This window comes from Hymenobacter sp. HD11105 (assembly GCF_054051685.1).
Window position 1 is genome coordinate 395,373 of sequence record NZ_JBSWBR010000002.1, and the last position, 25,369, is coordinate 420,741.

The 25,369-nt window shown below is 53.2% G+C and carries 24 protein-coding genes; 8 read left to right on the top strand and 16 right to left on the bottom strand.

The features are described 5' to 3' along the window. Positions 1-56: 56 nt before the first annotated feature. The gene (locus ACW9KT_RS08065; protein ID WP_457079141.1) at positions 57-509 is read right to left on the bottom strand and encodes a tellurite resistance TerB family protein; all 453 of its coding nucleotides are present in this window, start codon (positions 507-509) and stop codon (positions 57-59) included. Between the two features lie 262 nt (positions 510-771). Between ACW9KT_RS08065 and pfkA the strand changes: the two genes are divergently transcribed. Next, positions 772-1,743 carry a 6-phosphofructokinase gene (pfkA, locus tag ACW9KT_RS08070; RefSeq protein WP_457079143.1) on the top strand — a complete coding sequence of 324 codons (972 nt, stop codon included), beginning with the start codon at positions 772-774 and terminating at the stop codon, positions 1,741-1,743. Between the two features lie 216 nt (positions 1,744-1,959). Further along, positions 1,960-2,514 (top strand): hypothetical protein, encoded by a 555-nt coding sequence (locus ACW9KT_RS08075; protein ID WP_457079145.1) that lies wholly within the window; start codon positions 1,960-1,962, stop codon positions 2,512-2,514. 6 nt (positions 2,515-2,520) lie between these two features. On the opposite strand, the gene miaA is transcribed toward ACW9KT_RS08075, so the two are convergent. Together miaA and ACW9KT_RS08085 are read right to left on the bottom strand one after the other, a co-directional pair. Further along, positions 2,521-3,483: a tRNA (adenosine(37)-N6)-dimethylallyltransferase MiaA gene (gene miaA / locus ACW9KT_RS08080; RefSeq protein WP_457079147.1), complete on the bottom strand. Its 963-nt coding sequence runs from the start codon at positions 3,481-3,483 to the stop codon at positions 2,521-2,523. Positions 3,484-3,485: 2 nt separating this feature from the next. After that, entirely contained in the window at positions 3,486-4,613 is a 1,128-nt protein-coding gene (locus ACW9KT_RS08085) for a glycosyltransferase (RefSeq protein ID WP_457079148.1), read from the bottom strand. A gap of 197 nt (positions 4,614-4,810) precedes the next feature. Between ACW9KT_RS08085 and ACW9KT_RS08090 the strand changes: the two genes are divergently transcribed. After that, on the top strand, positions 4,811-8,857 hold the full coding sequence (locus ACW9KT_RS08090) for a PAS domain S-box protein (protein WP_457079150.1): 4,047 nt from the start codon (positions 4,811-4,813) through the stop codon (positions 8,855-8,857). A gap of 69 nt (positions 8,858-8,926) precedes the next feature. Beyond that, entirely contained in the window at positions 8,927-9,304 is a 378-nt protein-coding gene (locus tag ACW9KT_RS08095; RefSeq protein ID WP_457079152.1) for a response regulator, read from the top strand. Positions 9,305-9,368: 64 nt separating this feature from the next. On the opposite strand, the gene ACW9KT_RS08100 is transcribed toward ACW9KT_RS08095, so the two are convergent. The 5 genes from ACW9KT_RS08100 to ACW9KT_RS08120 form a co-directional block, all read right to left on the bottom strand. Further along, positions 9,369-10,568, bottom strand: coding sequence for an aspartate aminotransferase family protein (locus ACW9KT_RS08100; protein ID WP_457079154.1), 1,200 nt, complete (start codon positions 10,566-10,568; stop codon positions 9,369-9,371). A gap of 182 nt (positions 10,569-10,750) precedes the next feature. Next, positions 10,751-11,248 (bottom strand): Spy/CpxP family protein refolding chaperone, encoded by a 498-nt coding sequence (locus ACW9KT_RS08105; protein ID WP_457079156.1) that lies wholly within the window; start codon positions 11,246-11,248, stop codon positions 10,751-10,753. 39 nt (positions 11,249-11,287) lie between these two features. Beyond that, positions 11,288-11,752, bottom strand: a complete 465-nt coding sequence (locus ACW9KT_RS08110; protein WP_457079157.1) for a hypothetical protein — start codon at positions 11,750-11,752, stop codon at positions 11,288-11,290. A 30-nt stretch (positions 11,753-11,782) separates the two neighbouring features. Continuing rightward, the gene (locus ACW9KT_RS08115) at positions 11,783-12,334 is read right to left on the bottom strand and encodes an RNA polymerase sigma factor (RefSeq protein ID WP_457079159.1); all 552 of its coding nucleotides are present in this window, start codon (positions 12,332-12,334) and stop codon (positions 11,783-11,785) included. An 87-nt stretch (positions 12,335-12,421) separates the two neighbouring features. Next, positions 12,422-13,204, bottom strand: a complete 783-nt coding sequence (locus tag ACW9KT_RS08120) for a DUF481 domain-containing protein (protein WP_457079161.1) — start codon at positions 13,202-13,204, stop codon at positions 12,422-12,424. A 109-nt stretch (positions 13,205-13,313) separates the two neighbouring features. On the opposite strand from ACW9KT_RS08120, the gene ACW9KT_RS08125 reads away from it, so the two are divergent. Next, positions 13,314-13,610 carry an HPF/RaiA family ribosome-associated protein gene (locus ACW9KT_RS08125; protein WP_457079163.1) on the top strand — a complete coding sequence of 99 codons (297 nt, stop codon included), beginning with the start codon at positions 13,314-13,316 and terminating at the stop codon, positions 13,608-13,610. 184 nt (positions 13,611-13,794) lie between these two features. Further along, entirely contained in the window at positions 13,795-14,337 is a 543-nt protein-coding gene (locus tag ACW9KT_RS08130) for a hypothetical protein (RefSeq protein ID WP_457079165.1), read from the top strand. Positions 14,338-14,424: 87 nt separating this feature from the next. Here ACW9KT_RS08130 and ACW9KT_RS08135 read toward each other — a convergent pair whose 3' ends face one another. The 7 genes from ACW9KT_RS08135 to ACW9KT_RS08165 form a co-directional block, all read right to left on the bottom strand. Then, entirely contained in the window at positions 14,425-15,381 is a 957-nt protein-coding gene (locus tag ACW9KT_RS08135; protein WP_457079167.1) for a transketolase family protein, read from the bottom strand. Positions 15,382-15,456: 75 nt separating this feature from the next. Continuing rightward, on the bottom strand, positions 15,457-16,857 hold the full coding sequence (locus ACW9KT_RS08140) for a vWA domain-containing protein (protein WP_457079168.1): 1,401 nt from the start codon (positions 16,855-16,857) through the stop codon (positions 15,457-15,459). Between the two features lie 167 nt (positions 16,858-17,024). Further along, entirely contained in the window at positions 17,025-17,924 is a 900-nt protein-coding gene (locus ACW9KT_RS08145) for a transketolase (RefSeq protein WP_457079170.1), read from the bottom strand. Positions 17,925-17,970: 46 nt separating this feature from the next. Continuing rightward, entirely contained in the window at positions 17,971-18,423 is a 453-nt protein-coding gene (gene bcp, locus ACW9KT_RS08150; protein ID WP_457079172.1) for a thioredoxin-dependent thiol peroxidase, read from the bottom strand. 10 nt (positions 18,424-18,433) lie between these two features. Beyond that, complete coding sequence (locus tag ACW9KT_RS08155) at positions 18,434-18,994, bottom strand: lipocalin family protein (RefSeq protein WP_457079174.1); 561 nt, start codon at positions 18,992-18,994, stop codon at positions 18,434-18,436. 84 nt (positions 18,995-19,078) lie between these two features. Then, positions 19,079-21,118 carry a M23 family metallopeptidase gene (locus ACW9KT_RS08160; RefSeq protein WP_457079176.1) on the bottom strand — a complete coding sequence of 680 codons (2,040 nt, stop codon included), beginning with the start codon at positions 21,116-21,118 and terminating at the stop codon, positions 19,079-19,081. 13 nt (positions 21,119-21,131) lie between these two features. Continuing rightward, positions 21,132-21,746, bottom strand: a complete 615-nt coding sequence (locus ACW9KT_RS08165) for a fumarylacetoacetate hydrolase family protein (RefSeq protein WP_457079178.1) — start codon at positions 21,744-21,746, stop codon at positions 21,132-21,134. Positions 21,747-22,041: 295 nt separating this feature from the next. Here ACW9KT_RS08165 and ACW9KT_RS08170 point away from each other — a divergent pair, with 295 nt between their 5' ends. Both ACW9KT_RS08170 and ACW9KT_RS08175 read left to right on the top strand, forming a co-directional pair. Next, on the top strand, positions 22,042-22,839 hold the full coding sequence (locus tag ACW9KT_RS08170; protein ID WP_457079180.1) for a M48 family metallopeptidase: 798 nt from the start codon (positions 22,042-22,044) through the stop codon (positions 22,837-22,839). A 24-nt stretch (positions 22,840-22,863) separates the two neighbouring features. Beyond that, on the top strand, positions 22,864-23,430 hold the full coding sequence (locus ACW9KT_RS08175) for a hypothetical protein (RefSeq protein ID WP_457079182.1): 567 nt from the start codon (positions 22,864-22,866) through the stop codon (positions 23,428-23,430). A 159-nt stretch (positions 23,431-23,589) separates the two neighbouring features. On the opposite strand, the gene ACW9KT_RS08180 is transcribed toward ACW9KT_RS08175, so the two are convergent. Next, entirely contained in the window at positions 23,590-24,975 is a 1,386-nt protein-coding gene (locus tag ACW9KT_RS08180) for a UDP-N-acetylmuramate--L-alanine ligase (RefSeq protein ID WP_457079184.1), read from the bottom strand. Between the last annotated feature and the right edge of the window lie 394 nt (positions 24,976-25,369).

A 25,369-nucleotide genomic window follows, 5' to 3' on the forward strand; every position in this document is an offset into this window, starting at 1 on the left:
AAATCAGCTGCCGGGCGCGCCGGCCAGCTTTAATACGACGGCCAATATAGGTGAGCCTACTCGCCTTGGGCGTCCTGAGCGTTGTAATTCAAAAAAGACTGGGTTTCTTCTTTAATCTGCTCGCGGGGCAAGCCATCTTTCACGCCCATAGAAATCTTGCGCACCAGCACGCCCACGATGGCTTTGCGAAAACCTAGCTTGCCGGCCATATCAATGCAGAATTCCATCTCATTATCATCCACTATGCCGTCAGCTAGCATCATATCCACGAGGTCAAATATCTGGTCAAAGCGCTCGGAGTCATTGTCTGGTAGTAGCGGGTTGACAGAGCCCGAGTTGGCCACAACACTGCGGACCTCGGCGGCCCGCATGCCGTTCTTTTGCCCTATGGCTACAATAAAATTCATTTCCCGCTCATCAATATGGCCATCAGCTTTGGCCAAGGCAGCCAAGTTCACAATATGGCTTTTGATCTTCTTGGTTTGCTCATTTTCAAAAAAACCAAACATACGGAGCGTTGCTTAAGTACAGGTGGGAAGGGGATGGGTGAAGCAGAAATGGCCGAAACATAAGTACGGACCGACTGGTAAGGTAGTAGCTTAGCTTGAAGGTTCCAATAGCGTCCCATACGCAAACTACCAAAAAACAGCTAAGCGCTGGGGGGCAATTTAGAACGAACAAAGTACCGGATATAATATTTCCTCCGCCAATATTACTCAGAATTGCCACCTTTGCCCCGCCCAGCTTGGGTAATTACCTTTTTGATTGACGATGAAACGTATTGCAGTTTTTACCAGTGGCGGCGACTCGCCGGGCATGAATGCTTGCATTCGGGCCGTAGTGCGCACGGCCGTGTATCATGGCATTGAAGTATATGGCATCATGCGCGGCTATAAGGGCATGATTAAAGGCGAAATTGTAAAGCTGGATTCTGCCTCCGTATCCAACACGGTACAGAAGGGCGGAACCATACTAAAGTCGGCCCGCAGCCAGACCTTCATGACGAAGGAAGGCCGCCAGATGGCTTTTGATCAGCTTACGAATCACAAGATTGATGGCCTAGTAGCTATTGGCGGCAACGGTACTTTCACCGGGGCAATGCTTTTTGAACAGGAGTTTGGCATTCCTACCGTGGGAGCCCCCGGTACCATCGACAACGACCTGTTTGGCACCGACTACACCATTGGCTACGATACGGCCGTAAACACGGCGCTGGAAGCTATAGACAAGATCCGCGACACCGCCGACTCCCACGACCGCTGCTTTTTTATTGAAGTGATGGGGCGCGACTCGGGCTACATTGCTATTCCGTGTGCCATTGGCGGAGGGGCCGAAATCGTGATGATTCCGGAGACGCAAATGTCGACCGACGCTGTTATTGACACGCTACGCACAGGCTGGAAGCGTTCCAAAACTTCCTTTATTGTTGTCGTGGCGGAGGGTGAAGAGGAAGGTAGCGCCACCAGCGTAGCGGCTAAAGTAAAAGAAGCTATTCCAGAAATGGACACCCGCGTTACTATCATTGGGCACGTACAGCGGGGCGGTTCTCCCACCGCCGCCGACCGGCTGCTGGGTTCTCAAATTGGCATCGCGGCCGTAGAAGGTTTGCTGAACGGCATGCACAATGTGATGGCCGGCATTGTTGACCGTAAGCTGGTTTACACACCTTTTCAAGATACTATCTACAAGAAGAAGCTTATCAACCAAAGCTTTATGCGCATGGTGGAGATTTTGTCTGTATAGATTTTCTGAAAATTCTTTTTTACAAAAGGCGCCCTTTGGCGCCTTTTTGTGCTTGGTACGGATAAGCTCATCTCTGCCAAGTATATTACGGCACTTTACTTCTTCTATAAAATTGTACAATACAACTGTATGAAATCTCTCTACATCCGTCTTAGCTGCTCTATGCTTCTTTGTACTGCTGCTATAACTGCCAGCGCACAAACAACTGCTAATAGTTTGCCCCCTACTTCAAGCTTGCAACTAGGAATCGGTACAGCGGGGATGGGCACCGGCGATTATGGTTTGTTTAAGGCCCAAGTGGAATACGGGCGCCTTTTTATGCACCACCTAGGTACTGGTACGCGCTTAGCAATGGCTGGCGGTAATCGAGAGAACGTTGCTTCGGTCTCTAATCCGCAGCGCCCTGGCAGTCCCAGTGTCAATGTGCCTTATGCCTTGAGTTACCAGACCGCTAATCTGGAGCAGGAGGTGTACATATTTCCGTTTGGTAATGACCGACAGGTGCGCTTTTTCGCGGGTGGTGGCGGTTACGTTGGTTATTCCAACCGCTACGGCTCACCAGCAAATCACCTCAACTTCGCGACCAACGAAGCCACCCTTGATTTAGACCATGAGGAAGGCTGGCACGCCGGCTATATGTTCTCCGTGAATCTGGATGTAGCACTCGGAAGCGCACAAAACTGGCGAGCAGGCGGCAAAGCCTCATTTCAAAACGATACTTTTGCCAATTCCCTAGCTTCTCTTCAACTCAACATAGGCCGTCGCTTTTAACTTGCTTTACTCTGAGTCATTGCGCTGACTAGTTTCATTCTGGGCAGCAAGCAAAGCTTGTATTTGGGTTTCAGCTTCATCAGGGTGCAGCCAGTGGTAGGCCGGGTCGCGGCGCAGCCAGGTCAGTTGACGTTTGGCGTAGCGGCGCGTATTGCGCTTAACCAGGCGTACTGTTTCGGTCCAATCTTGCTTACCATCCAGAAAATCAAATAGCTCTTGGTAACCTACAGTCTGTAAAGCGTTGTGGTGGCGGTGCGCCAGCACCGATTGCACTTCATTCAGCAAACCCGCGGCTAGCATCTCATCCACGCGCTGATCGATGCGGGCATATAACTCCTCGCGTTCTCGAGTGAGAGCAATCTTGAGCGACTGAAATGGGCGCTGGGGGGCATTTTTCTGGGCATGAAAGCTAGAGAAGGGCTGCCCAGTACCGCGCGTCACCTCTAAGGCTCGTAGCACTCGTTGCGGGTTTTGGCGGTCGATGCGGGCGTGCGTAATGGGGTCGGTGGCCAAGAGCTCGGCTACCAATGGCTCTAAGCCATTTGCCGTGAGTTCGTGTTGCAAGTCGGCTCGCACTTGGGGCTCTATCGGTGGCATCACATCAAAACCCTCAGTTACGGCTTGCAAGTACAGACCCGAGCCACCAGTCAGAATAACGACGGCGTGCTGCTGAAATAACTCTTGTAGCAAGGCCAGGCAATCAAGCTCGAAGCGGCCGGCGTTGTACTCTTCGGTAATAGAGTGGGAGTCAATAAAGTAGTGCGGCACGCCCTGCATCTCAGCCGTGGTGGGCTTGGCTGTGCCAATACTCAGCTCCTGATAAAACTGCCGCGAATCGGCCGATACTACCACCGTATTAAGCTGCAGAGCCAGCCGTACGCACAACGCCGTTTTGCCAACGGCCGTCGGACCAGCTACTACCAGGAGAATTGACTTCTGGGGGGCATTTTCAGGCAAAGAATCACTCATACTTAGGCGGTTATGGGTGTGGGCTTGGTTAAGGAAGCGTAGAGGGCGAGCAGGACCTGCTCTTCGCGTTGCCAGTTCAGTTCGAGGCGGGCACGACGACAATTTTGGGCGAGCTCCTGATAGCGAGCGGGGTCGGCGCGCAGTAAACGATTGATAGCCGCCGCTAGCGAATCGGGTGTAAGGGCTACTACCTCGGCCACATCATAAAGGTCATTGAGCCGACGATATTCCGGAAAATCCACCACCAGCTGCGGTATTCCGGCATGTAGATAATCGAAGAACTTATTCGCCAACGAATAGTAGTAGCTCAAGCCGCGGTTTTCGAGCAGCATCACCCCCAAGCTGGCTTGCTGCGTAATGGTTTGCAGTTCTGTGGGGAGTACAAATCCACGAAACTCGACCTGCCCACTAGCTAGCAGGCCCAGCCGTTCGGCTCGGGCGCGCAACTCCGCCGACAGATCACCTTCGCCACAAATAACTAAGCGTGCACTCACTTGGGGCATGGCATCAAGCAGCGCCTCCAGGCCGCGGCCCTCATTGAGCACGCCCTGATACAGAATGTAGCCATTTAGGGAATCTTCAGTAGGCGTGGGGGGCAAATCCGCGCTAGTCAGGCGGCTGACATTACGTACCACGGCAAACGGCCGACCATAGCGCTGCTGAAACCACTCTGCCAGAGCCGGACCTACTGTATACGCTATGGTAGCACGGGGTACAATGAAGCGCTCAACCAATCGCCACAGACCTTGAATAGTTGGACGAGACACCACCTCGGGTACCTCCGTAAACAGCTCGTGAGCGTCATACACAAACGGCTGACTGCTCAGCTTAGCCCGCAGCCAAATGGGAAGGGCAGTATCCAAATCGATAGCACACCAAACTGCTGCTTTATGACTAAGTAGAAAAGCAAACAATCTTAAGTTATATTCTAAATAGAATAACTTGCCTTTTTTGAATAAGCACTTTAACCGATATTGCTGGTACGGTTGTGGTGTTAGGGGCTGCGAATGCGGCCACTCACGGCCTATCAACAATACTTCGTAACCATGACTAGCTAAACTGCTGCAAATTCGCTGCATTCGCTGGTCGTAGTTTAGATCGGTGGTGACCGCAAAGAGCAATGGACGCATAAGTTAGCGGACACAAAACGCTGATTACCGACGAGCGAAATTCGATGGTAAAGCGCAGTTTTTGATATATTTTTGACAAATTTAGAAAGTTAAACCGCGTACCGGCCGGTGGTTTGACTTCAATTGACCTGTCGGTGCTACCCCTTGCAATGCCTATTCGCTCCGCATCATCGCTTGCTCCCTCCGCCTTGGGAAACATGCCAACTCCGCCGGACTTTTATCGCACCTTATTCGACGATGCTTACGATGGCTTATTACTTTACGACGAACACGGCCTACTGGTAGATTGCAACCAAACTGCTCTGCGCCTGCTGGGTACTACACGACCCATGCTGCTGGCTTCGGGCCTTATGGCATTTGCCATGCCCCCCGCCGATGAGCGCCAAGATCATTGGCTTTCGGAGCTCATGCTGCGCGAGGCGATATTACTCACGGCCCGTACCGGCGAACGATTCTCGAAGTGGTGGCACGGCCGCCGCACCGACCATGTGACCGTAGATGGCTGGGTAACTTTACATCGGATTCAGCTGCCTGTGGGGGTACGCGTGCAGCTTACCCTGCGCGACGTGACCAAAGGCCGGCGCCGCCATGAGTCTGGTGAACAGCGTCAGCAAGCCGAGCGCACTCAGCAGCAACTGCGCGATGTACTCAGCCGCACCGATCTGTCGTATGTGCTGGTAGATCGGCAAGGCGTTATTCAAGACGTAAACGAGTTCTTTCTCAACTTCACCGAGTATTCGCGGGCTGAGTTGATAGGGCACAATTACTTTGACCTTTTTCCGCCCGCCTCCGACCAGGAACTAAGCCGGCAGGCTTTCTTGCAAAACATTCAGGATGAGCATGTAGCAGATTCCTGCGAGTTTCCACTGTTGACCAAGCTTGGCCAGACGCGCCTTGTGCACTGGCACGTAGAATTTGCGCGCGACCTTGACCAGAATATTGTGGGGGCCTTTTTTGTGGGTCGCGACCACACGGATCGGCAGGTAGCCGCCCGCGCCCTGACCGACAATCGGAACCGCCTGCAGGACTTTCTAGACAATGCCCACGATCTGATTCAGAATCTGAGCATTGACAATCGTTTTCTGTTCGTGAACAAGGCCTGGAAAGAAAAGCTGGGCTACAACGACGATGACCTTACACAGCTCAGTCTCAATGAGGTAGTACACCCATACTACAAAGCCAAGCTGCTTTATCAGCTGCGCAATTTGTATAAGGGCGAGAAGGTAAATAAGCTCGAAACCGTATTTCTGACTAAAACGGGCAAGCCGGTTCACCTAATTGGCAGTATTTCCTGCTCTTGGCAGGATAATGAGCCCGTTTCGACCCGCGCCATTCTGCACGACATCACCGACCGTATTAAGGCCGAACGACTGCAGAAAGTATACTATAGTATTGCTAATCTTGCTATTAGCTCCAAGGACTTGAATTCGCTCTACGGTGCTATTCATCGGGAGCTAAGCAAGATTATTGAGACCAATAACTTCTACATTGCCCTCTGCGACGACGCTCGCACTCAGTTACAGTTTGCGTATTTCGTCGATCAAAATTCTCAGGGCAGCCGTGGAATGGGCGCTCGGCCGTTTTCTACAGGCGTATCAGAATATATCATCCGGACGGGGCGGCCACAATTTTTACTGAAGGAAGAGCTTCACAGCCTGATTGCGGAGGGTACCATCTCCGCCTTTGGCCTGATGCCGGAAGTTATGCTTTGCTCGCCCCTGAGCATTGGGGAGCGCATTATCGGCGTGATTGCGGTGCAGGACTACCACAAGGCCGACGCCTACGCAACCACCGACATTGAGATTCTGCACTTCATTTCTAACCAGGTAGCCCTGGCCATTGAGCGCAAGCGCAATGAGGAGATGATCAATAAGCAGAATGCGCGGCTGAATGCCATTTTTGAAAGTGGCTCCCACCTAATGTGGTCCGTGGATATGCATTCGCGGCTTACCTCTTTCAACCGCAACTACGCCGCTTATTTCCTGCGGCGTAATGGTGTGTACCCAGTCCTGAATGTCAACCTCTGGCAGGCTGATATGGCCATGATGGAGGAAGAGGCTCACCAGCTGTTCGAGGAGAACTACAAGAAGGCTTTTCAGGGCCTCGCTCAGCGCTTTGAAGTGCGCTTGCGCGATGCCCGCGGTCAGGATACTTGGCGCGAAATCTACCTTAACCCTATTTACCTCGACGACGGCTCGTTTGAGGAAATATCGGGCATGGCCCATGATATCACCGAAAAGAAAAGCTCACAGCTGGAGCTGGCTGCCCAAGAAGAAAAATTCCGCGCCATCTTCGAGTCCTTTCAAGATATCTATTACCGCACCGACGACCAAGGGATTATTACCATTGTCAGTCCCTCGGTGTACGAAGTGCTTGGCTATAAGCCGGAAGAAGTGCTCGGGCAACGCATCGTGGACTATTATATGAATCCAGAAGACCGTGACCGACTCCTGACCGAGGTGGCTACGATTGGGTCATTGCGCAACTTCCCGGCTACGTTGCGTCATAAGGACGGCCACGGCGTACCGCTGCTTATCAATGCACGCGCCGTATCGGGGGCATTGAGTGGAACTGAAGGCATTGCCCGCGATATCACGGAGCTGAACCAGACTCAGGAAAAGCTCAAACTTGCCAAAAATGAGGCGGAATCGGCCCTCCATGCTAAAACCCAATTCTTGGCGAATATGAGCCACGAGTTGCGCACGCCCATGAACGGTATTATTGGTATGATTGATCTGCTGCACCAGACGGTGTCGAGTGAGGAGCAGGAAGATTATGTCGATACACTTCGCAAATCGTCGGATGCACTGTTGGCTATTCTGAATGACATCCTTGACTTGTCGAAGATTCAGGCCGGTAAGCTTCAACTAAGTGAATCAGGTATTGATCTGCATTACACGCTCGATAAACTGCATTCGCTGTTCTCTAACCGGGCGGCCCAAAAAGACCTGCAGTTTAGCTACCACATCACGCCCCACACGCCGCGCTTCATCCACACCGACGAAACGCGTCTGTTGCAGGTGCTTTCTAATCTGACCTCCAATGCTATTAAGTTCACTTCTCAAGGATTAGTGAACATACAGGTATCATCGGTGTCGACTGACGGCGACAATCATACGTTGCGGTTTGCAGTGCAGGATTCGGGTATTGGCATCTCGTCGGAGAATGAAAAACTACTATTCACGAATTTCACCCAGCTCGATAATACCCCGACGAAGGCCTTTGGTGGCACTGGTTTAGGTTTGGCCATCAGCAAGCAGCTCGCCGATCTGCTGGGGGGCGAAATTGGTGTGATTTCTAACGAAGGCGTCGGTAGTACCTTCTGGTTCACGATTCGGTGCCGGGTGGCTCGCAATGCAGAAGAGATTTTGCAAGAGCGCGTTACGGCTCGTGAGCGAACCCAAGAAGTATCTCACTTCGAAAATGCCCCCCGCGTGCTGCTCGTCGATGATAACCCTATCAACCAGAAAGTAGCAGTACGCCTGCTCGACCGGTTGGGCTGCCAAATCGACGTGGCCAGCGACGGGTTCGAAGCCATTAGCAAAGCCACAAATCCCAAGGCAACCTACGATATCATATTTATGGATATCCAGATGCCGGAAATGGATGGCGTGACGGCCATGAACGAGATTCGGCGGCGCTTGGGCAAAAAAACGCCCCCCGTAGTAGCCATGACGGCATACTCCATGAAGGAAGATGCCGAGCGTTTCGTGCAGGAAGGCATGGACGGTTACGTGTCTAAGCCCGTCAAAACCCAGGATTTGTACAGCGTGCTTCGCCGCTGGACGACTATTACGATGGAAACAACTCCGGCTGCCCGCATGGTAGCTTTGGAGTCAGAGGCGGTTACGCCTGCGGCGGCGCCAGTGCCGGTTGCGGAGCCATTGCCCGAGGAAATTGCGAGCGGCATTGATGCTTCCGTAGTCGAGCAGCTGCGCCAGTTAGGAGGCAGCGATTTTGCCGCTCAGCTCTACAATGACTTTGAGCGGGAAGCTGGTCAGCTACTTGAGGAGGCAGAGGCTTTGGTCAAAGCAAAACAATACGCGCAGATTTTACCACATTTACATCAGCTCAAAGGCACAGGCTTTACATTAGGCATTAATCAGCTCGCCGAATGTGCTAAGAGTCTGGAACATACCATCAAAGAAAATAAACTGACTGGAATTGAACAGCGTTTTTCCGCTCTAATGCGTTACTTTACGGAGTTTGTAACCACTTATCCCGCCGTCACACAGGCTGTGTAATTCAATCTAAATACCGTTCTTTCCATTCTCCACCTCTCTTCTGTCTACTGAAACTAAATCTATTCAATCATGGCCGAGTCCAAAACGATTCTGATTGCGGAGGATAGCTCCGTTATTCTGAACCTTACCAAGAAAATCCTTGAACTGCAGAAATACCACATCCTTTCGGCCAAAAACGGGAATGAGGTTATTAAGCAAATGGAAAGTCAGTCTATCGACTGCGTGTTGATGGACATCAATATTCCGGTAAAAGACGGCATGGAATGCACCCGCGAAATCCGTCGCAACTCGAACCCCCAAGTGGCTCAAGTGCCCATCATTGCAATTACGGGCAACGCTAATAACTACTCGATGGAGCAGTTTCGTGAGGCTGGCATCACCGATTATCTGCCTAAGCCGCTCGATTTTGATGCTTTGGTGCGCGTGGTAAAGCAGTACGTAGGCTAATCAAGCTACATTGTCATGAAAAAGCCCGACCGGTAGAATACTGGTCGGGCTTTTCGGTATCTGACTATGGCTGGCCTGTTGCGTAGTCTATGGCCCGCAGCAGGGCGGCGCTGGCTTCATCAATCTCGGCATTCGTGATGGTGAGGGGTGGGGCCAGTCGAAGTGAATTATCGCAAAACAAAAACCAGTCAGTCAGGATGCCTTCATGCTCAAGGGCGCGGTCGATGATGGGCTTGAGCACGGCATAAGAATCAAACTCCACAGCCATGAGCAGGCCCTGCCCGCGGACGGCCCGGATTGCCGGATGCACCAGAAGCCGCCGAAACTGAGCGGCTTTTGCGGCTACGCCGGCAAGTAAGTTGTCTTCCAGAATAACACGTAGTGTGGCCAGCGAGGCCGCGCATGATACCGGATGGCCGCCAAACGTAGTGCAATGACCTAGCACCGGGTTGCTGCGTATGCCCGCCATAATAGCCTGGGAGGCAATGAATGCCCCAATAGGCATGCCGCCGCCCATACCTTTAGCGCACACCAGAATATCAGGCCACACGCCAAACTGTTCGAAGGCCCAGAACGAGCCCGTGCGCCCGAAGCCGCACTGAATCTCGTCCAGAATTAGGAGCGTGCCAGTGTAGAGGCAGCGTTTACGTAAGGCTTGCAGATAGTTGTTTTCCGGAACCCGCACGCCCGCTTCGCCCTGCACCGTTTCGACGATGACGGCCGCAGTATGTTCGGTAATATGCTGCAAGTCAGCGAAGTCGTTATACTCGATGTGGCGCACATCGGGCAACAGAGGCCGGTAGCTGCGTTTGAAATCCTCGGAGCCGGTGACGGACAAAGCGCCGTGGGTAGAGCCATGATAAGCACGGTTACAAGAAATAAGCCCGGAGCGGCCCGTATGGCGCTTGGCCAGCTTTAGCGCGCCCTCTACAGCCTCTGTACCGGAGTTAGTAAAGTACACCGCATCGAGATGGGCTGGCAGGGTTTGGTGTAGCGCATGTGCAAGCTCGGCCGGCGGGGCTTGTACCAGCTCACCATACACCATGAGGTGCAGATATTTATCTAGCTGGTTTTGAATGGCTTTAATAACTCGTGGGTGGCGGTGGCCCACGTTGCTTACCCCAATGCCCGATATTAAATCGAGGTAGCGGCGGCCATCTGGCCCGTACATGTACACGCCTTCGGCCCTCTCAATTTCAAGAAGCAAAGGCGAATCGGACGTTTGGGCCTGATGGCGAAGGAAAAGCTGACGAGGGGTAAGCATACGGATCAGTAAAAAAGCATCTGTGGGGCAAAAGTACGCACCACGTGGCCGTCGGCCTGCTCTCAGGATGAGTTAGATAGAACCGACTGGTTGGGTTTGCTCTCCAGCCGGTACTATCCAACAAAAAAGGAGACTGATGGGCCAGCCTCCTTTTTAGGTTCATTTAATGAAAGCCAGCTTGGTTATTTGTTTTCTGAAGGCTTAGTGGGGCGACCACCCGCCCGGCCTTCCTGGTGCTGGCCCTTCATCTCTCGCATCATTAAACGGCCGAATTCGCGCTCAGCCTTGTAAAGCTGTGCTACCTGCCGAGCCGAAACTACTTTCTGCAACTTAGCGAAATAGTCTTCCGTCATGTTCAGCTCGCTTTTCGAATTAGCGACGATCTTTTTAAGGTTGTCGCGGGCTTGCTCCTCGGTCATGGTGGGGGAAGCACTGCGACGCAACTCATCGTGCGACTTGCGCAGCTCACGGCGCTTCGTGCTGTACTCGTTGTACAAAGGCCAAAAACGCTGGCCCTGCTCCGGTGTAAGTGCGAGCTCACGGGTGATATAAGCAATGCGCGCATTCTCGATGCGTGCTTCCGCATCGGCGCGCGAATCCTGAGCACGAAGGCTGGGCAGCGCCGTGAGTAGCAGGGCCAAGGCCAACCCGAAGCGGGAAAAGAAAAAGGAAATATTCATAGTGAAAGAAATAAACAAAGGAGGAGAGACAAATGGAGCTTAGTAATACGCCTCATCGAGCGGCTGCGGCCCCAAAGCAGCTTCTAGGTCCTGGGGCGAGGCTTGCAGGAAATAAGCCATCAGATTATCATCGGGCAGCGGCAGAGAAGCTAAGTCTTCGGTTTCTAGCTGGTTATTCACGGCCAGATAGTTGACAAGCGCAGACTCGGGTACAGCCGCCAGCGTGGTAGAGGTGCTGGGGGGCAAATTGACGGGTTGCATAGTCGATTGGCTCAGGTAAAAGGCAGTTGAAAAGCCCCCCAGGACCACAGCCGAAGCCAAGGCCGTGCGCAAGGGGCGAGAAAGGGAAGTCAGCCAGCCCCAGGTCACAGATTCCGTGGCCGCCTCGGGCTGTACGCGGACCATTATCTGGCGTGGCAGCTGATCAAAGTAGCCAGCTGGGGGTGGAGCCAGCGGATGCTGCGGCCGGCGCGGGTGGTCATCGAGCCGAAAAGGAGTTTTCATATGCATTGGATGCCGCTAAGGCCGTGAGGTTTAATCGGTAGCAGATTCATCGGTCACGTATTGCTCAATCTTTTTTACTGCGTGATGGTAAGAGGCCTTGAGCGCACCTACAGAGGTTCCAGTCACGTCAGCCATCTGCTCGTAGGTCATCTCCTCGTAGTACTTGAGGTTGAAGACCAAGCGCTGCTTGTCGGGCAGGCGCAGAATGGCTTTTTGCAGTTTCAGCTCTATCTCGTCGCCGGCTAGTAAAGGGTCAGCTTCAACTTTGGCGGCTAATTCGGCCCCCACATCGTTCATGGGTAAGAAAAATTTGCGCCGCTTACTTTGCAGAAAGTTCAGGCACTCGTTGGTAGCAATGCGGTAGATCCAGGTGTAAAGGGAGGCGTCCTGGCGAAAGTTGCCGAGGTGCTTCCACACCTTCACAAACACATCCTGGGTTAGGTCGTCGGCATCGTTGTGGTCAATTACCATCTTGCGCACGTGCCAGTACACCTTTTGCTGGTACTTGCGCACAAGTTGATTGAAGGCCACATTGCGGGCCGCCGGATCAGAGAACTTGAGGAGGATTTCTTGGTCTTCCAAGTAAGGGAGTAGGGGATGAGCTAGTTAGAATGCTAAAGCGCGGCAAAGTTTAATTAATGCTGATAATTGCCTTTTTCGAGAGCTGTTCTACTTATTCGTCGCGTAAGAGACTCCCAGCGTTACGTTCGTATTATCGTTGAAGCGGCCCTCAATTACTCGGCTCTCGTGGGTGTAGTTGTACGTGAAATTCACGGCCAGGCGGCGGGTAAGCTTGAGGGCCAGCGTAGTTAGGTTGCTGAAGCGGTAGTCGGCAAAATCCTCTAGCGAAGGCTGGTAAAAGGTGAGGGCGCTGATCGTAAGAATGCTGTGGGAGTAAGCCACTTTTAGGCGAGCCGAGCTACGAGCCGTCACACGCTCAGTGCCATCCCGAAAGTTGGTCGATTCGCGGATTAGTAGGTTGCTCACCGATACTTCCCGCCCCAGCGAATCGGAGTAAAAGGCCCAGCCCGGACCGGCGCCTAGCTGCACCCGCCGCTCGATGCCGCGGAGGTTACTGCTCTCGAATCCGCCGATGCCGTAGAAGCGGAAGCGGTTTAGGCGGTAGTAAGGGGTGGCGTTTAGCAGGAATTCTCGCTCTTTAAGCAGGCGGTCTTGCTTGCCATAGATAAAGCTGCCGCTCAAAGGCAAGCCTACATGCTCGCCCCGCGTAAAGGAGGCGGTATGCGTGGAGGAAAGTAACGTCCGATTTACGCCCCCCGCGCTGTAGGCTCCCGTCAGTTGGCCAGTGTATACGATAATTGTGGTGTCAAGCTGCTGCGCTTGAGCTTGGGCGCCGGGCGCCGCTACACCTACGAAGGCTGCTGTCAATAGGGTAAGATACAAGCAAAACCAACTTTTGCCCCCCAACACAAAACTCAGCTTGGAATTCATAACTGACAGCAGCGGGTAACCGCCCTGCTGTATTCCCGTACTAAAAAAGGCCCACTCGCCACGTTTGACAATGTAGCGAGGTAGTTTCACCTTCTTTTCTCTTTGCCCTATGCAGTACAATATCGATAACATCAAAGTGGATTTACAGACCGTAGGCTTTTCCGAAAGCGCCGCACTCCGGGATCAGGTAGAAAGTGAGTTGCGCCGTGTGATGCGCTTCCGCCAAGATATAGTAGCCGCCGACGTTTACCTGCGCGAGGACGGCACCAACCCCGAAAACAACAAAACCGTCCGCTGGCGCTTGGGTATTCCCGGCAAAGACTTGTTTGCGGAAGGTGCCGGAGCTTCCTGGGCTGCCGGCCTGCGCGATGCCAGCGAGAAGCTGAAGCGGCAGTTTATAGACTAGCGTAAGCAAGTACGCCACCCACGCAATAAAGGTAAACGGCCTGCATATTCCCACTTGGAATATGCAGGCCGTTTGTATGAGTTGTGGTTTGACTGATAGACGCTTGGGCTCGACCATTATTATGACCCGCGTGCAGTACCGCATAAGTTAATACGCTATTTACCTGCATAAAGAAAAGGTAGCGATGAATCTGGATGCTGAATTCGAAACAGTACCTGTGGCTGAGGCGGTTTTTTTTGTCCGACTTGGTTTACAGTTGGAAGTGTTTTCGCTAGCTGAGGTAAGCGATTGGGTAGATGAGGTGATGTGGCGTGACCCGTCGCCTGATCCATTCTTTCTGCAGCTATATCGTCTCCTGCGCACTGATAAGTCACAAATACAGGCATACCTAAAGATGTCATTTCCGGCCGTTACCTTTTCGGTGCGGCCGGCGCTTGGATGGCTGCATTGGCACCTAGCTCGCGGTACCCGAAGCTTAGGGCAAATTGTTCGGTCTCTTTACCGCTTGCGCACCCTAGTAGACTCGGATAAGGAAATAGGATGGATTTACGGCTTAGCAGCCGATTACGAGCGCGCTATCTCTACTCACCCCGACGCATTACAGGAAGTAAAGCTGGAGATCGAACAATTCCTGGCCTGCTACCATGACTATACCTTTGCTAATCGTACCCAGTGGCCCCAACTGGATACTTTATTAGAACAGCGATTAATTGACCTACAGCACTAATTCGTTTCCATACAAGTCAGCAAAAAGTCCCTGTCGCAGAAGGTGCAACAGGGACTCGGGGTGCGGGATATTGGTAAAGTATGAGTGCTATTTTTTGCGAGCTAATACTCGCTCTACGGCCGCTACGATGTCGTTTTCCATCAGGCCATACTTTTCCATGAGCTGATCGGGGGTACCGCTTTCACCGAAGGAATCGTTCACGGCTACCATTTCCAGGGGCAACGGTTCCTCGCGGGCGAGCAACTGAGCGATGCTGTCGCCGAGGCCACCATTCATCTGGTGCTCTTCGGCTGATACTACGCACCGCGTCTTGCGCGCCGAGGTGAGAATGGCTTCAGCATCCAGAGGTTTAATGGTGTGAATGTTAATGATTTCGGCATCAATGCCTTTTTCTGCCAACAGCTTACCCGCCAAGATAGCTTTCCAAACCAAGTGGCCGGTGGCGAAAATGCTCACGTCGGCGCCTTCGTTGAGCATTACGGCTTTGCCGATTTCAAACTGCTGGTCGGCGGGGGTAAAGTTGGGCACTACGGGACGACCAAAGCGCAGATAAACAGGGCCCTCATAGTCGGCAATAGCAATGGTGGCCGCTTTGGTCTGGTTGTAGTCGCAGGGGTTGATAACCGTCATGTGGGGCAGCATTTTCATCATGCCCAGGTCTTCCAGAATCTGGTGGGTGGCACCATCCTCGCCCAGCGTAACACCGGCGTGGGAAGCGCAAATTTTCACGTTCTTGCCCGAGTAAGCAATGCTCTGTCGAATCTGGTCGTACACGCGGCCGGTGCTGAAGTTGGCAAAGGTGCCCGTAAACGGGATTTTGCCCCCTATGGTCATGCCAGCAGCCATGCCCATCATGTTGGCTTCGGCAATACCTACCTGGAAGAAGCGCTCCGGAAAATCCTTCTTAAAAGCATCCATCTTGAGAGAGCCGGTGAGGTCAGCACAAAGGGCTACTACGTTCTCGTTGGTTTTGCCTAGTTCGTGCAGGCCGGCACCGAAGCCGGAGCGCGTGTCTTTGGATTCGGAGTAGGGGAATTCTTTCATGTGTAGAAGAAGTGATATGTAGAAGCGGAAGTGAGGCTGCCTTCTCAAAGAAGACAAAAAACAGAACGGGCTATATTATTTCCCAAACATACTCACCGAAGTCGTTTGACCGCTGCGGATAGTGAAATTGCGCACGTCGGTGAACTGACTACCGGTAGCATTTTTGGTGCGAAATACCAGACGGTAAGCGCCCGGCTGCATGGGCAGATTGATTTTGCTAGTGGCTTCGGGCAGGTTGTAAATCCAGGTTTGCGATTCGTCGTCGTTGAGCTGGTAGATGCTGCCGTAGCCGCTCAAATCGGTGATAATGTTCAGCGTGCCAGGCGCTTGATACGTGATTGTTGTTTCCTGGCCCTGCTTGATAGTTATGCGCTGGGTTTGACGCGGCAGGGTAAGCAATTCTACCTCATAATTGCCCCCCAGCAGCTTCTGCCTGCTCCCAAAAGGCAGAGCTACTACAGTAGTTGGGTTGCCTGCCGCCCGGACCACCGCCTGCACTGTGCCATAAGGATTCGGAGTCAGATTGGGGCTCTGGAGGCGTAAGGTTCCTTGCGGTGTCTTGTAAGTCAGCAGGTTATCCTGGCCGGGTTTGAGCTTCAAGTCCGCTTGGCGGACGGGAGGCAGCGTATTAATGACGAGGTCGTAAGATTGTAGGGCGTCAATGTCAAGTACATCGGGCTGACCTTTGGCGTCGCGGTAGTGCACGTAGTTGTATTCGGGCTGCCCGGTGGTGCTGTTGACGAAGGTCATGTTCACGTTGCTTTCCACGGGTTTGCCGGCGTCGTCAGTGAGGTTCACGCGCACCGTGGTTTTCTGCAGGGTTTGGGTAATAACGTTGTCGAGTACCGAGCGAAACGTCTTTACATCGGCCGCATTATAGTACTGCCCCAGACATTCGAGTTGCTTGCCGAATTCCTTCTCCGCCCCAATGCCAATGACGAAAGGCTTAAGAAACACGTGCTTGCGCTGCAGAGCCAATGACGTAGCGCACGGATCACCTTGACATGACTCCAGCCCATCGGTAATAAGAATGAGCACGTTACGCGCCGTTTTGTCAGTTGGAAAGTCGTTGGCTGATTGCAGCAGAGAATACGTAATGGGGGTGTTGCCGCGGGGCTGTAAGGTCAGTAGCTTGTCTTTGATGGGCTTGGCGTTTTTGGCCGCAAAAGGTACTTCCAAGCGAGAATCTTGGCAGTTGTTTTCTTCGCGGCTGTGTTGATGACCGTACACGCGCAAGCCTAGCTCCAAATTAGGATAGGTGTTGAGCGAATCTACCATTTTGGCCAGCAGACCCTTAGCAACCTCCATGCGTGGCCGACCTTCCCATACAGCTCCCATACTGCCCGAGGCATCCAGCAAAAACAGGATACGGGTGGTGCGAGGCTTGGTGGGGGGCAAATTTTGCGCGCACAAGGAAGATGTGAGTAGCAAAATGCCCCCCAGCAGCAATCCGCACAGACGCCCGAGGTGGTTCATGAAATAAACGAGTGTTCTGTCCCTAACCAGCTGTCATGCAGAGCAGAGCGAAGCATCTCGCGTGTTTAGTGAGAGTAGTACTTCAACGAAGCGAGTGAGATGCTTCGCTCTGCTCTGCATGACCGATTTCAGCCCTAAAGCAAAAATCAGTAAGCGAAATCTGTGGCTTAGTAGTCGCTGGCTTCTTCTACTAAAAGTTGCTGCAAGGCTTTCTCCAGTTGCTCATCGTTTGGCGCCACGCCGTGCCACTTGTGCGAGCCCATCATAAAGTCAACGCCAGCGCCCATTTGCGTATCCATGAGCACCATCACGGGCTGTCCCTGACCTAACAGCTGACGAGCCTCATCTAAGGCCGGAACGAGTTTTTCGAGGTCGTTGCCGTCGGTTTCGAGCACCAACCAGCCAAAGGCTTCAAACTTAGCCCGCAAACTGCCCAGGTTCATAATATCCTTGGTTGCGCCATCGATCTGCTGGCCGTTGCGGTCCACAATGGCAATCAGGTTATCAACCTGGCGGTGGGGGGCATACAGGGCGGCTTCCCACACCTGGCCTTCGTTCAGCTCGCCGTCACCCATGAGCACGTATATCACGCGGTCATCGTTGTTGAGCTTCTTGGCCTGCGCCGCGCCAATTGCTACGCTCAAGCCTTGGCCCAGGGATCCTGAGGCAATACGTACGCCAGGCAGATGCTCATGCGTGGCCGGATGGCCCTGCAAACGCGAGTTTAGCTTGCGGAAGGTGGCCAATTCGCTCACCGGAAAGTAGCCCGAACGGGCCAGCACCGAGTAGAATACTGGTGAAATATGCCCGTTGGAAAGAAAGAACATGTCCTCACCGTGGCCCTGCATTGAGAAGCTGGGGTTGTGCTTCATGATGCGGAAGTACAGAGCCACCAGCAGATCGGTGCAGCCGAGCGAGCCGCCGGGATGCCCCGAGTTCACGGCGTGCACCATGCGCACAATGTCGCGGCGCACTTGTGAGGCAATCTGTTTCAGCTCAGCGATGCTTTTCTCGGGCTGGGCGGGTTGAGTTTCGGGCTGCACGCTGGCAGTGCTGAGTTGTGACATAAGGACGTTATGGTAGGAGGTTCGAGGTGAAGATAAGGAGGTGAGCTTAGGCGCCAAGTAATTGGGCCGCGTGATTTTTGGTGTCCACTTTCGTAATTACCTTTTCGAGTTTGCCCTGCTCATCAATTAGAAAGGTGTAGCGCATAGTACCCATGTACTTGCGGCCGTACATCGACTTTTCCTGCCACACGCCATAGGCTTCCACTATTTTCTTGTCTTCATCGACTAATAGGGGGAAGGGTAAATCGTATTTAGTGGCAAACTTTTGGTGCGACTTTACCCCATCAATGCTTACACCCAACACTTTAATACCAGCGGCTCTCAACTCGGTTTGGTTGTCGCGCAGGTTGCAGGCCTGAGCCGTGCAGCCAGAGGTATCATCTTTAGGATAAAAGTAGAGCGCTACTTTTTGGCCGCGCAGGTCCTTAAGACGAATGAGATTGCCGTTTTGGTCAAGGGCTTCAAAATCGGGGGCAGGGTCGCCGGGCTGAAGGGACATGGGGGCAAATTTAGGGTAAGTCGGTAGTGGGTTGGGGAGTGAAGATGAGCTTTTCTGCCGGAAAGCCAGCGGCCTGGGCAAGGGCAATCAGCTGCTCCCGTATGGGCTGGGCGAGGTGAGGCGTCCGGCTCAACAGCCACATATTTTCTCGCGAGGGCTCGCCTATCAGTGCATACTGGTATTCAGGGTCAAGGTCCAGAATCCAGTAGTCACCCTCGAAGGGCCAGAAAAAACTCACTTTCAGCTTGGCGTTCGTGGTCGAGTCAACTACGCGAGCCGTGCCACGCGCTGTTTCGAGCGGGCCGTTCAGGCTGTTTTTGCGGCAGCTATTCAATACGCTCACTTTGCCATCGGGGCGCAGCGTATACTCCGCCGTCACGTGCTGGCAGCCTTTTTCAAAGCGAGTAGGCAAGCGGGCAATTTCGTACCACAGCCCCATGTACCGCTCTAAGTCCACGTGCTCGGCCACGGCCAGCGGCGCATAGCGCCGGGTCCGAGAGTACACCAAGCCAGCAGCTGCCAGGGTAACGGTGGCAGCGGCAGCAAAAAGAACAGGACGGCGGGTTTTCATAGGTAGTAAGTGGTTAGAACCATGTGTCAGGCTTCGACAGGCGGACGCCAGATAAAGCATGGCAGCCAGAACATGATGCTTCTTTTAAATTTTAAAGCGTAAGAATTTCTCGTTGCCAGCCTGGTCGGTCAGGCGGAGTTCCGCTTCGCCAGTCAGAGGTACGGTTTTGTCCTGCGGGTCGGTAAACAGGGTAGAGTTCTTATACTCATAGCGTAGCATTCGCCACTGCCCGTTAATCAGCAGACGGTAACTGCCAAGCCCCGACAAGTTGTCGGCTACGGTGAAGGTAAGCCCCGCCGGCGACTTACGCACGAGCCGTACTGTGGGCGCAAGGGTATCGGTCAGGATGCGGAACGAGCCAAACGTTTTGACCGGAAACGTAATCTGCTCCCCGTCCCAAGTACCGCCTTGATAGATTTTGCCCCCCTTATAATTAATCATGTATACGGCCGAACGCGCTTTGTCGGCCACTGCTACTGGCGGCTTGAGCGTGGCCAGCAACGGCTTAAACAACGGGGTGCGCGGCGTATGAATCGTCCAGAGCCCGTCCTTGTAATTGGTTTGCAGATACAAGGTGTCGAACAGCGTGCGGGGGGCAAAAACTAGGTTTTGGACTCCATTAGCAAAGGCCTGTTCCTTGGCCGCCGGAATGGGTGCCTTGGGCTCAAACGCCTTAGTAACCGAGCCGAAGCGAATAGAGTCTGGTAGGCCGGCCCGCAAATCGTAGAGGTAGACATTCTCGCTCTGCACCGTGTAGCTCGGCACTACTTCCAAGCGACGGTTGCCGCGCATCAGGGTCAGATTTGCCCCCTGACGGCTCGTGTCAGGGTCAGCGGCAATTACTTTAAGGATGTTGCGATTAATATCGTAGCGCAGGGCCGGCTGGCGTACTGTGGCATTGCGCGTTTTGTAGTACACCGGCTTTTGGCCGCGCAAAACAAACGCAAAGGGCGTCGTATTGCCATAGGAGTCGCTCAGGCGCACTTCCACCTTGTAGATTTTGCCTTCCTCCACGCGCAGCTTGCCTTTACTCGTACCCGTGTTATAAATTGGGAGCAAGTTGCCATCATCTACAAACAGCTTCTCAAAGGTGCGTCCGTTGGTTTGCTGCCACTGATAGTCAATATGTTGCGAGATTTGCCGCGAATCGCTGAATGGCACGCCGTCAATCATATGACGATAGAGCGCCTGCCCATTCACGCTCACCTCAACCGCTTGCAAGCCGTTGCGGTTGGTAGCTAGGTCGAAGCGGTCGTAGCCTTGTACCAGCAGGCCCACGGTACCGAAAGCCCTAATGGTATCGGGCCAGTTGTAGAGAGCACCGGGTGTGGGGGGCGTTTTGGGTACAAAAACCGCCTTATCGAAGCGACCCAATACACGGGCGTCAATACTAAGCGGCTCCACGGCAAAAGCCTGGAGTGTAGGCGCTACGTGGTCCTGAATTTCGGCAAAGCCCCCAAAACGCAGCGGATTAAGCTGTCGGTCCTCGTTGTCCCGCACTTCCCAATGCAAATGCGGTCCCCCGGAACCGCCCGTATTGCCCGACATAGCCACTATCCCGCCGCGCTTCACCTGAAACTGGTCCTTCGCAGGAAACAGCTCCAGCTCAAAGGTTTGCTTGGTGTACTGCTGCTGACGCAGATAATCGGCTATCGGTCCTTCAAACCGGTTAAGGTGCCCATATACAGTTACAAGCCCGTTAGGATGAGTAATATACAGCACGTTGCCATAGCCGAAAGCCGACTGTTTCAAGCGCGATATATATCCATCGGCCGAGGCGTAGACGGGCAAATCGACGCGGCCATCCGTTTTTATGTCGAGGCCGCCATGGAAATGGTTAGGCCGAATTTCACCCATGCTGCCGGCCAGAAAATTGGCTTTGCCCGGCTTGATGGGAAACAGAAAATAATCGGCCGGCACGCTGTCGGGCGGAACGATCTTTTGGGCCTTATTTAGTGCTCCGCCTGCGGCGGCGTCCGCTTGCTCCGGGCGCTTAGGAGCTAGCAGCTCGCCCCCAAAAGGTGCCGGGCGCAGGCCAGTGCCAGCTAGCAGCAATGCACCTATGAATACCCCTAATCCACTCAGCTTGTATACTTTACTCGAAACGCTTACTTGGTAACCCACAATTCTCAACTTCTTATTTAACCGCAACATCCAACAGCTTCTCATCCTCAATGTACCCTTCCAAGCGGTCCCCAATCTGCACGGGACCTACGCCACTGGGAGTGCCGGTAAAAATCAAATCGCCCATTTTCAGGGTGATAAAGCGCGAGATATAAGCAATCTGGGCGGCAAAGTTGTGCAGCATCATCCCCGAGTTGCCTTGCTGCCGAACTTCGCCGTTTACTTCCAGGCGAAAATTGATATTACTTAAATCAGCAAACTCGGCTACGGGCTTGAACGTGGTAGATAAGGGCGCCGAGCCATCAAAACCTTTCGCTAACTCCCAAGGCAAACCCTTGGCTTTGGCCTTGCTCTGTAGATCACGGGCCGTGAAATCGATGCCTAAGCCGATAGCGTCGAAATAGTTGCCGGCAAACTGAGCCTCAATGTTCTTTCCGTTTTTGCAAATACGCAGCACCAGCTCTATCTCATGATGAATATCACGGGAGAAGTCAGGGTAGAAGAAGGGCTGATTGCGCTGTAATAACGCTGTATCCGGCTTGGCAAAAATGACGGGCTCGTCGGGAGTTTCGTTGTTTAATTCGGCAATATGTTCGGCATAGTTGCGGCCGATGCAAAGTATTTTCATGGAGGTAGATAGCGTAGTGACTGAAGCTCAGCTGTTGAGCTTGGGGCAGGCCCGATGAGCAAACGTTGTGCACACAACAGCAAGCCTATAGGGCCAAAAATAGGGCTAATTCTGTGGGGTAGGAAATAAATAAGGTTTCTGCGGCGGAAGAAGTGGCCCTAAAGCATCAAACATTTACCCCCTGCGGCGTCGTATAGTTAGCCAGTGCTAGTGTTGGGCTACGAGGCATTTTGGCCCCATAAATGCATATGTACTGGTAGTTAAGTCCTATTTCTTCCAAAGACACTCCTTTGCCATGTTTAGAAAATTCATCGTTGCTAGTTGCTTGTTTATAGCTGCTGGCTGCTCCACTGTTCCCATTACGGGTCGTCGCCAGCTGAGCTTGGTGTCTGACGCCGAGATAAATACCATGGCTGCTCAGCAGTACCGTGAGATAATCAGCAAAAGCCAACTCTCTTCTAATTCCACTCAAACCGCCATGGTAAGGCGCGTAGGTCAGCGCATACAACAGGCTGTGGAGTCATACTTCCGGCAGCAGAATGCGCAGGACCAGCTGGCTGGCTACGCTTGGGAGTTTAATCTGATTCAAGACGACAAACAGCAAAACGCTTGGGCTATGCCGGGGGGCAAAACCGCCGTTTATACCGGCATTCTGCCCATCACCCAAGATGAAAATGGCCTGGCCGTAGTTATGGCCCACGAAATTGCCCACGCGGTAGCTAAGCACGGCAGTGAGCGCATGAGCCAAGGACTGGTGCAGCAGTTAGGAGGCCAAGCATTGGGTACTGCTCTTTCTACCAACTCGGCTGTTACCCAACAAGTAGCGTTGCAAGCCTTCGGGGTTGGTTCTCAGCTGGGACTACTTCGCTACGGTCGCAATCAAGAATCGGAAGCTGATCGGTTAGGGCTTATCTTTATGGCCATGGCTGGCTACAACCCCGACAGCGCCGTTGGTTTTTGGCAGCGCATGGCTGCTCGAGACAATGGAGCTTCGCCGCCCGAATTCTTGTCTACTCACCCCTCCAACGAAACCCGCATTGGTGATATTCAGCGCTTACTGCCCGAAGCACGTAAGTATTATCAACCGCGCTAAGTAGGGCACTATAGCCTGTATCGAATGAAATTTGCCTCCCAGATTCTGCTACGGCACGTATTGCCTTTCCTTGTGCTACTGCTTACTACGCTGGTAGCCTGTGAAACCAGCAAGCGTGGTATACCCGAAATCAACGCCGAAGACTCCAACGACTTGGAGCGGCGGCAGTTGGAGGTGAGCAGCAAGCTGGTGGGCCGGGTGATAGAAGGGCAGGTAGAGTACGTAGTTCCCCGCGCTCAGCTAGCTACAGCCTTCATCCGGCAATTTGGCGACGGCACTGTCATCGACAAAACCACCATTCGAAAGGTGCAGGCCAGCGCTAAGGATAAGCCCATCTACTATTTGGTGGGTATGGGGCTGCGCAACGGCATGTACCGGGCTATGGCTATTCCGCTAGAAGCCTCTACCGACAACAGCTTGTACTTGCGCTCCAACGCCGAGCGCTACATCGTAACAAGCGTAGGCTGCACGTTTTGCTATTTTTCCTTCGAGAAAAACCGCATCACCGGCACCGATTGCGAGGAAAACACCGGCGGTAGCCGCTGCGATATGGAAGTGGAAAGCAACAACACCTTTTTCCCCCGACGCTGAAGATGCTAAGTCGTAAATGGATATTGCGCCTTGTGCTAACTGCCGCTGCCTTGCTGCTAACCACAGACAAGCAACCACCCAAAAAGCCAAAAGCCGACAAATAGAAAAGGCCCGCTTATTAGCGGGCCTTTTTACGTACTAGCCTAGCTAGGTTTCGATTTAGTTAGTAACCGCTTCGGCGAGCTTCGCCAAATCCAAGCCATCAAAGGTGCCCGATGACATCATTAGCAAATTGGCATCAGTCCAGTTTTGCTCGTGCAGAAAAGCAGCTAGGGCGCGGCTGTCCGTAAACACGCGCAAATCGGGGCGCTCGAAGGCAGCAGTTACCTGCTCGGGGGGCAAATTGGGCAAGCGCTTGTGGGCCAGCACTTGCGGATTGAAGTACACAATGGCCAAGTCGGGCGCGTCGAAGGTGTGCGCGTACTGGGGCAAAAAGGCCGGATTGAGGCTGCTGAATGTGTGGAGCTCCAGGCAGGCGACTAAGCGCCGCTGTGGAAACTGCTTTTTGAAAGCGCTTGCCGTGGCTTTGAGCTTGGATGGGGCGTGAGCAAAGTCCTTGTACACCACCGAATCGTGGCCGGCGCGCACTAGCTCTAGGCGGCGCGCGGCGCCTTTGAATGTGGCTAGCGCCTCAAAGAAGTCTTTGCCCTTAATTCCTAGCTGTTTGCAGACCTCTTTGGCCGCCGAGATATTGCGCAGATTATGGTCGCCGAAGATCTGAATTGGAATCTCGTCGTCCTTCTTGGTCAGCAGAAAGGTCTTCCCGTCGCGCAGCACATGCTCGTGAGGGCCGTAGCCAATGTACTTCACATCGGGGTCAGTGGGTACACTCACAAGCTGCACCTGCTCATCGTCGCGGTCAAAAATGAGCACACCCGCTTTAGGAGTCATCTCAGCAAAGATTCGGAACTGTTCGCGGTAATCTTCCTCCGTTGGAAATACATTGATATGATCCCAGCTGATACCCGAAATAACTCCAATATGATGGTGATACAAGTGAAACTTAGGACGCCGATCGATGGGCGACGACAAGTATTCGTCGCCTTCAATGATAATGACCGGAGCATCTTCCGTGAGCTGCACCATCAAATCGAACCCTTCGAGCTGGGCGCCCACGGCATAGTCGAACTTGCGGCCGTGGTAACGCAACACGTGTAGAATCAGCGAAGTAATACTGGTTTTGCCGTGGCTGCCCCCAATCACGACCCGTTGTTTGTCGCGAGAGGCTTCGTAAATAAACTCGGGAAAGGAGTAGATGCGCAGCCCCAATTCCTGCGCGCGCAGCAGCTCAGGGTTGTCGGCCCGCGCGTGCATGCCTACTATCACTGCATCCAGATCGGCAGTTATTTTCTCTGGAAACCAACCTTCGCTGGGGGGCAAAATTCCGGCGGCGGCCAAACGACCGTGAGCGGGCTCAAATATTTCGTCGTCGGAGCCAGTTACCTGAGCACCGCGGCGGTGCAGGGCCAGGGCCAGATTGTGCATAATGCTTCCTCCGACGGCAATCAGGTGAAGACGGTGGAGCGCGGTGGGCGTGGGGGGCATTTTTAGTTAGCGAGCAAAGATAAATCGGTCGGGAAACCGGTCGGCAAAGGTACTAGGCTCGGCGCAGAAGTTGATGAGGTATACGGCAGAGCTTCGCCAGTTTCCAGACAAAACGGATTACCAGGTGTTACTCCTGTGCGTAGGAGACTTTATTTACAGATCAGTTAGCAAAAAGAAAGAACTTTTCCGCCTGCTACTTCTACAAATCTGCCCCTAGATTTGCACCCCTTTGAGCAATAAAAATTAGTTGGTAAGGAGAGGAAAAGCGACAATTATATGATGAGGTCGCGAACCAAACCCCTTCAAATCTGACTACCTTGTAGCAACACCTTAGTGATGAACGATCAGATGAATGAGCGCGTAAAGTTGCAGGCCTCCCGGGGTATAGCCGCCC

Excerpts from the sequence above, each read along its gene's own strand:
- ACW9KT_RS08170 (WP_457079180.1), top strand. The coding sequence starts at position 22,042 with ATGTTTAGAAAATTCATCGTTGCTAGTTGCTTGTTTATAGCTGCTGGC.
- ACW9KT_RS08110 (WP_457079157.1), bottom strand. The coding sequence starts at position 11,752 with ATGAAAACTCCTTTTCGGCTCGATGACCACCCGCGCCGGCCGCAGCAT.
- ACW9KT_RS08095 (WP_457079152.1), top strand. The coding sequence starts at position 8,927 with ATGGCCGAGTCCAAAACGATTCTGATTGCGGAGGATAGCTCCGTTATT.
- ACW9KT_RS08145 (WP_457079170.1), bottom strand. The coding sequence starts at position 17,924 with ATGTCACAACTCAGCACTGCCAGCGTGCAGCCCGAAACTCAACCCGCC.
- ACW9KT_RS08175 (WP_457079182.1), top strand. The coding sequence starts at position 22,864 with ATGAAATTTGCCTCCCAGATTCTGCTACGGCACGTATTGCCTTTCCTT.
- ACW9KT_RS08105 (WP_457079156.1), bottom strand. The coding sequence starts at position 11,248 with ATGAATATTTCCTTTTTCTTTTCCCGCTTCGGGTTGGCCTTGGCCCTG.
- ACW9KT_RS08120 (WP_457079161.1), bottom strand. The coding sequence starts at position 13,204 with ATGAATTCCAAGCTGAGTTTTGTGTTGGGGGGCAAAAGTTGGTTTTGC.
- miaA (WP_457079147.1), bottom strand. The coding sequence starts at position 3,483 with ATGAGTGATTCTTTGCCTGAAAATGCCCCCCAGAAGTCAATTCTCCTG.
- pfkA (WP_457079143.1), top strand. The coding sequence starts at position 772 with ATGAAACGTATTGCAGTTTTTACCAGTGGCGGCGACTCGCCGGGCATG.
- ACW9KT_RS08140 (WP_457079168.1), bottom strand. The coding sequence starts at position 16,857 with ATGAACCACCTCGGGCGTCTGTGCGGATTGCTGCTGGGGGGCATTTTG.
- ACW9KT_RS08130 (WP_457079165.1), top strand. The coding sequence starts at position 13,795 with ATGAATCTGGATGCTGAATTCGAAACAGTACCTGTGGCTGAGGCGGTT.
- ACW9KT_RS08155 (WP_457079174.1), bottom strand. The coding sequence starts at position 18,994 with ATGAAAACCCGCCGTCCTGTTCTTTTTGCTGCCGCTGCCACCGTTACC.
- bcp (WP_457079172.1), bottom strand. The coding sequence starts at position 18,423 with ATGTCCCTTCAGCCCGGCGACCCTGCCCCCGATTTTGAAGCCCTTGAC.
- ACW9KT_RS08100 (WP_457079154.1), bottom strand. The coding sequence starts at position 10,568 with ATGCTTACCCCTCGTCAGCTTTTCCTTCGCCATCAGGCCCAAACGTCC.
- ACW9KT_RS08125 (WP_457079163.1), top strand. The coding sequence starts at position 13,314 with ATGCAGTACAATATCGATAACATCAAAGTGGATTTACAGACCGTAGGC.
- ACW9KT_RS08165 (WP_457079178.1), bottom strand. The coding sequence starts at position 21,746 with ATGAAAATACTTTGCATCGGCCGCAACTATGCCGAACATATTGCCGAA.
- ACW9KT_RS08180 (WP_457079184.1), bottom strand. The coding sequence starts at position 24,975 with ATGCCCCCCACGCCCACCGCGCTCCACCGTCTTCACCTGATTGCCGTC.
- ACW9KT_RS08065 (WP_457079141.1), bottom strand. The coding sequence starts at position 509 with ATGTTTGGTTTTTTTGAAAATGAGCAAACCAAGAAGATCAAAAGCCAT.
- ACW9KT_RS08085 (WP_457079148.1), bottom strand. The coding sequence starts at position 4,613 with ATGCGTCCATTGCTCTTTGCGGTCACCACCGATCTAAACTACGACCAG.
- ACW9KT_RS08090 (WP_457079150.1), top strand. The coding sequence starts at position 4,811 with ATGCCAACTCCGCCGGACTTTTATCGCACCTTATTCGACGATGCTTAC.
- ACW9KT_RS08135 (WP_457079167.1), bottom strand. The coding sequence starts at position 15,381 with ATGAAAGAATTCCCCTACTCCGAATCCAAAGACACGCGCTCCGGCTTC.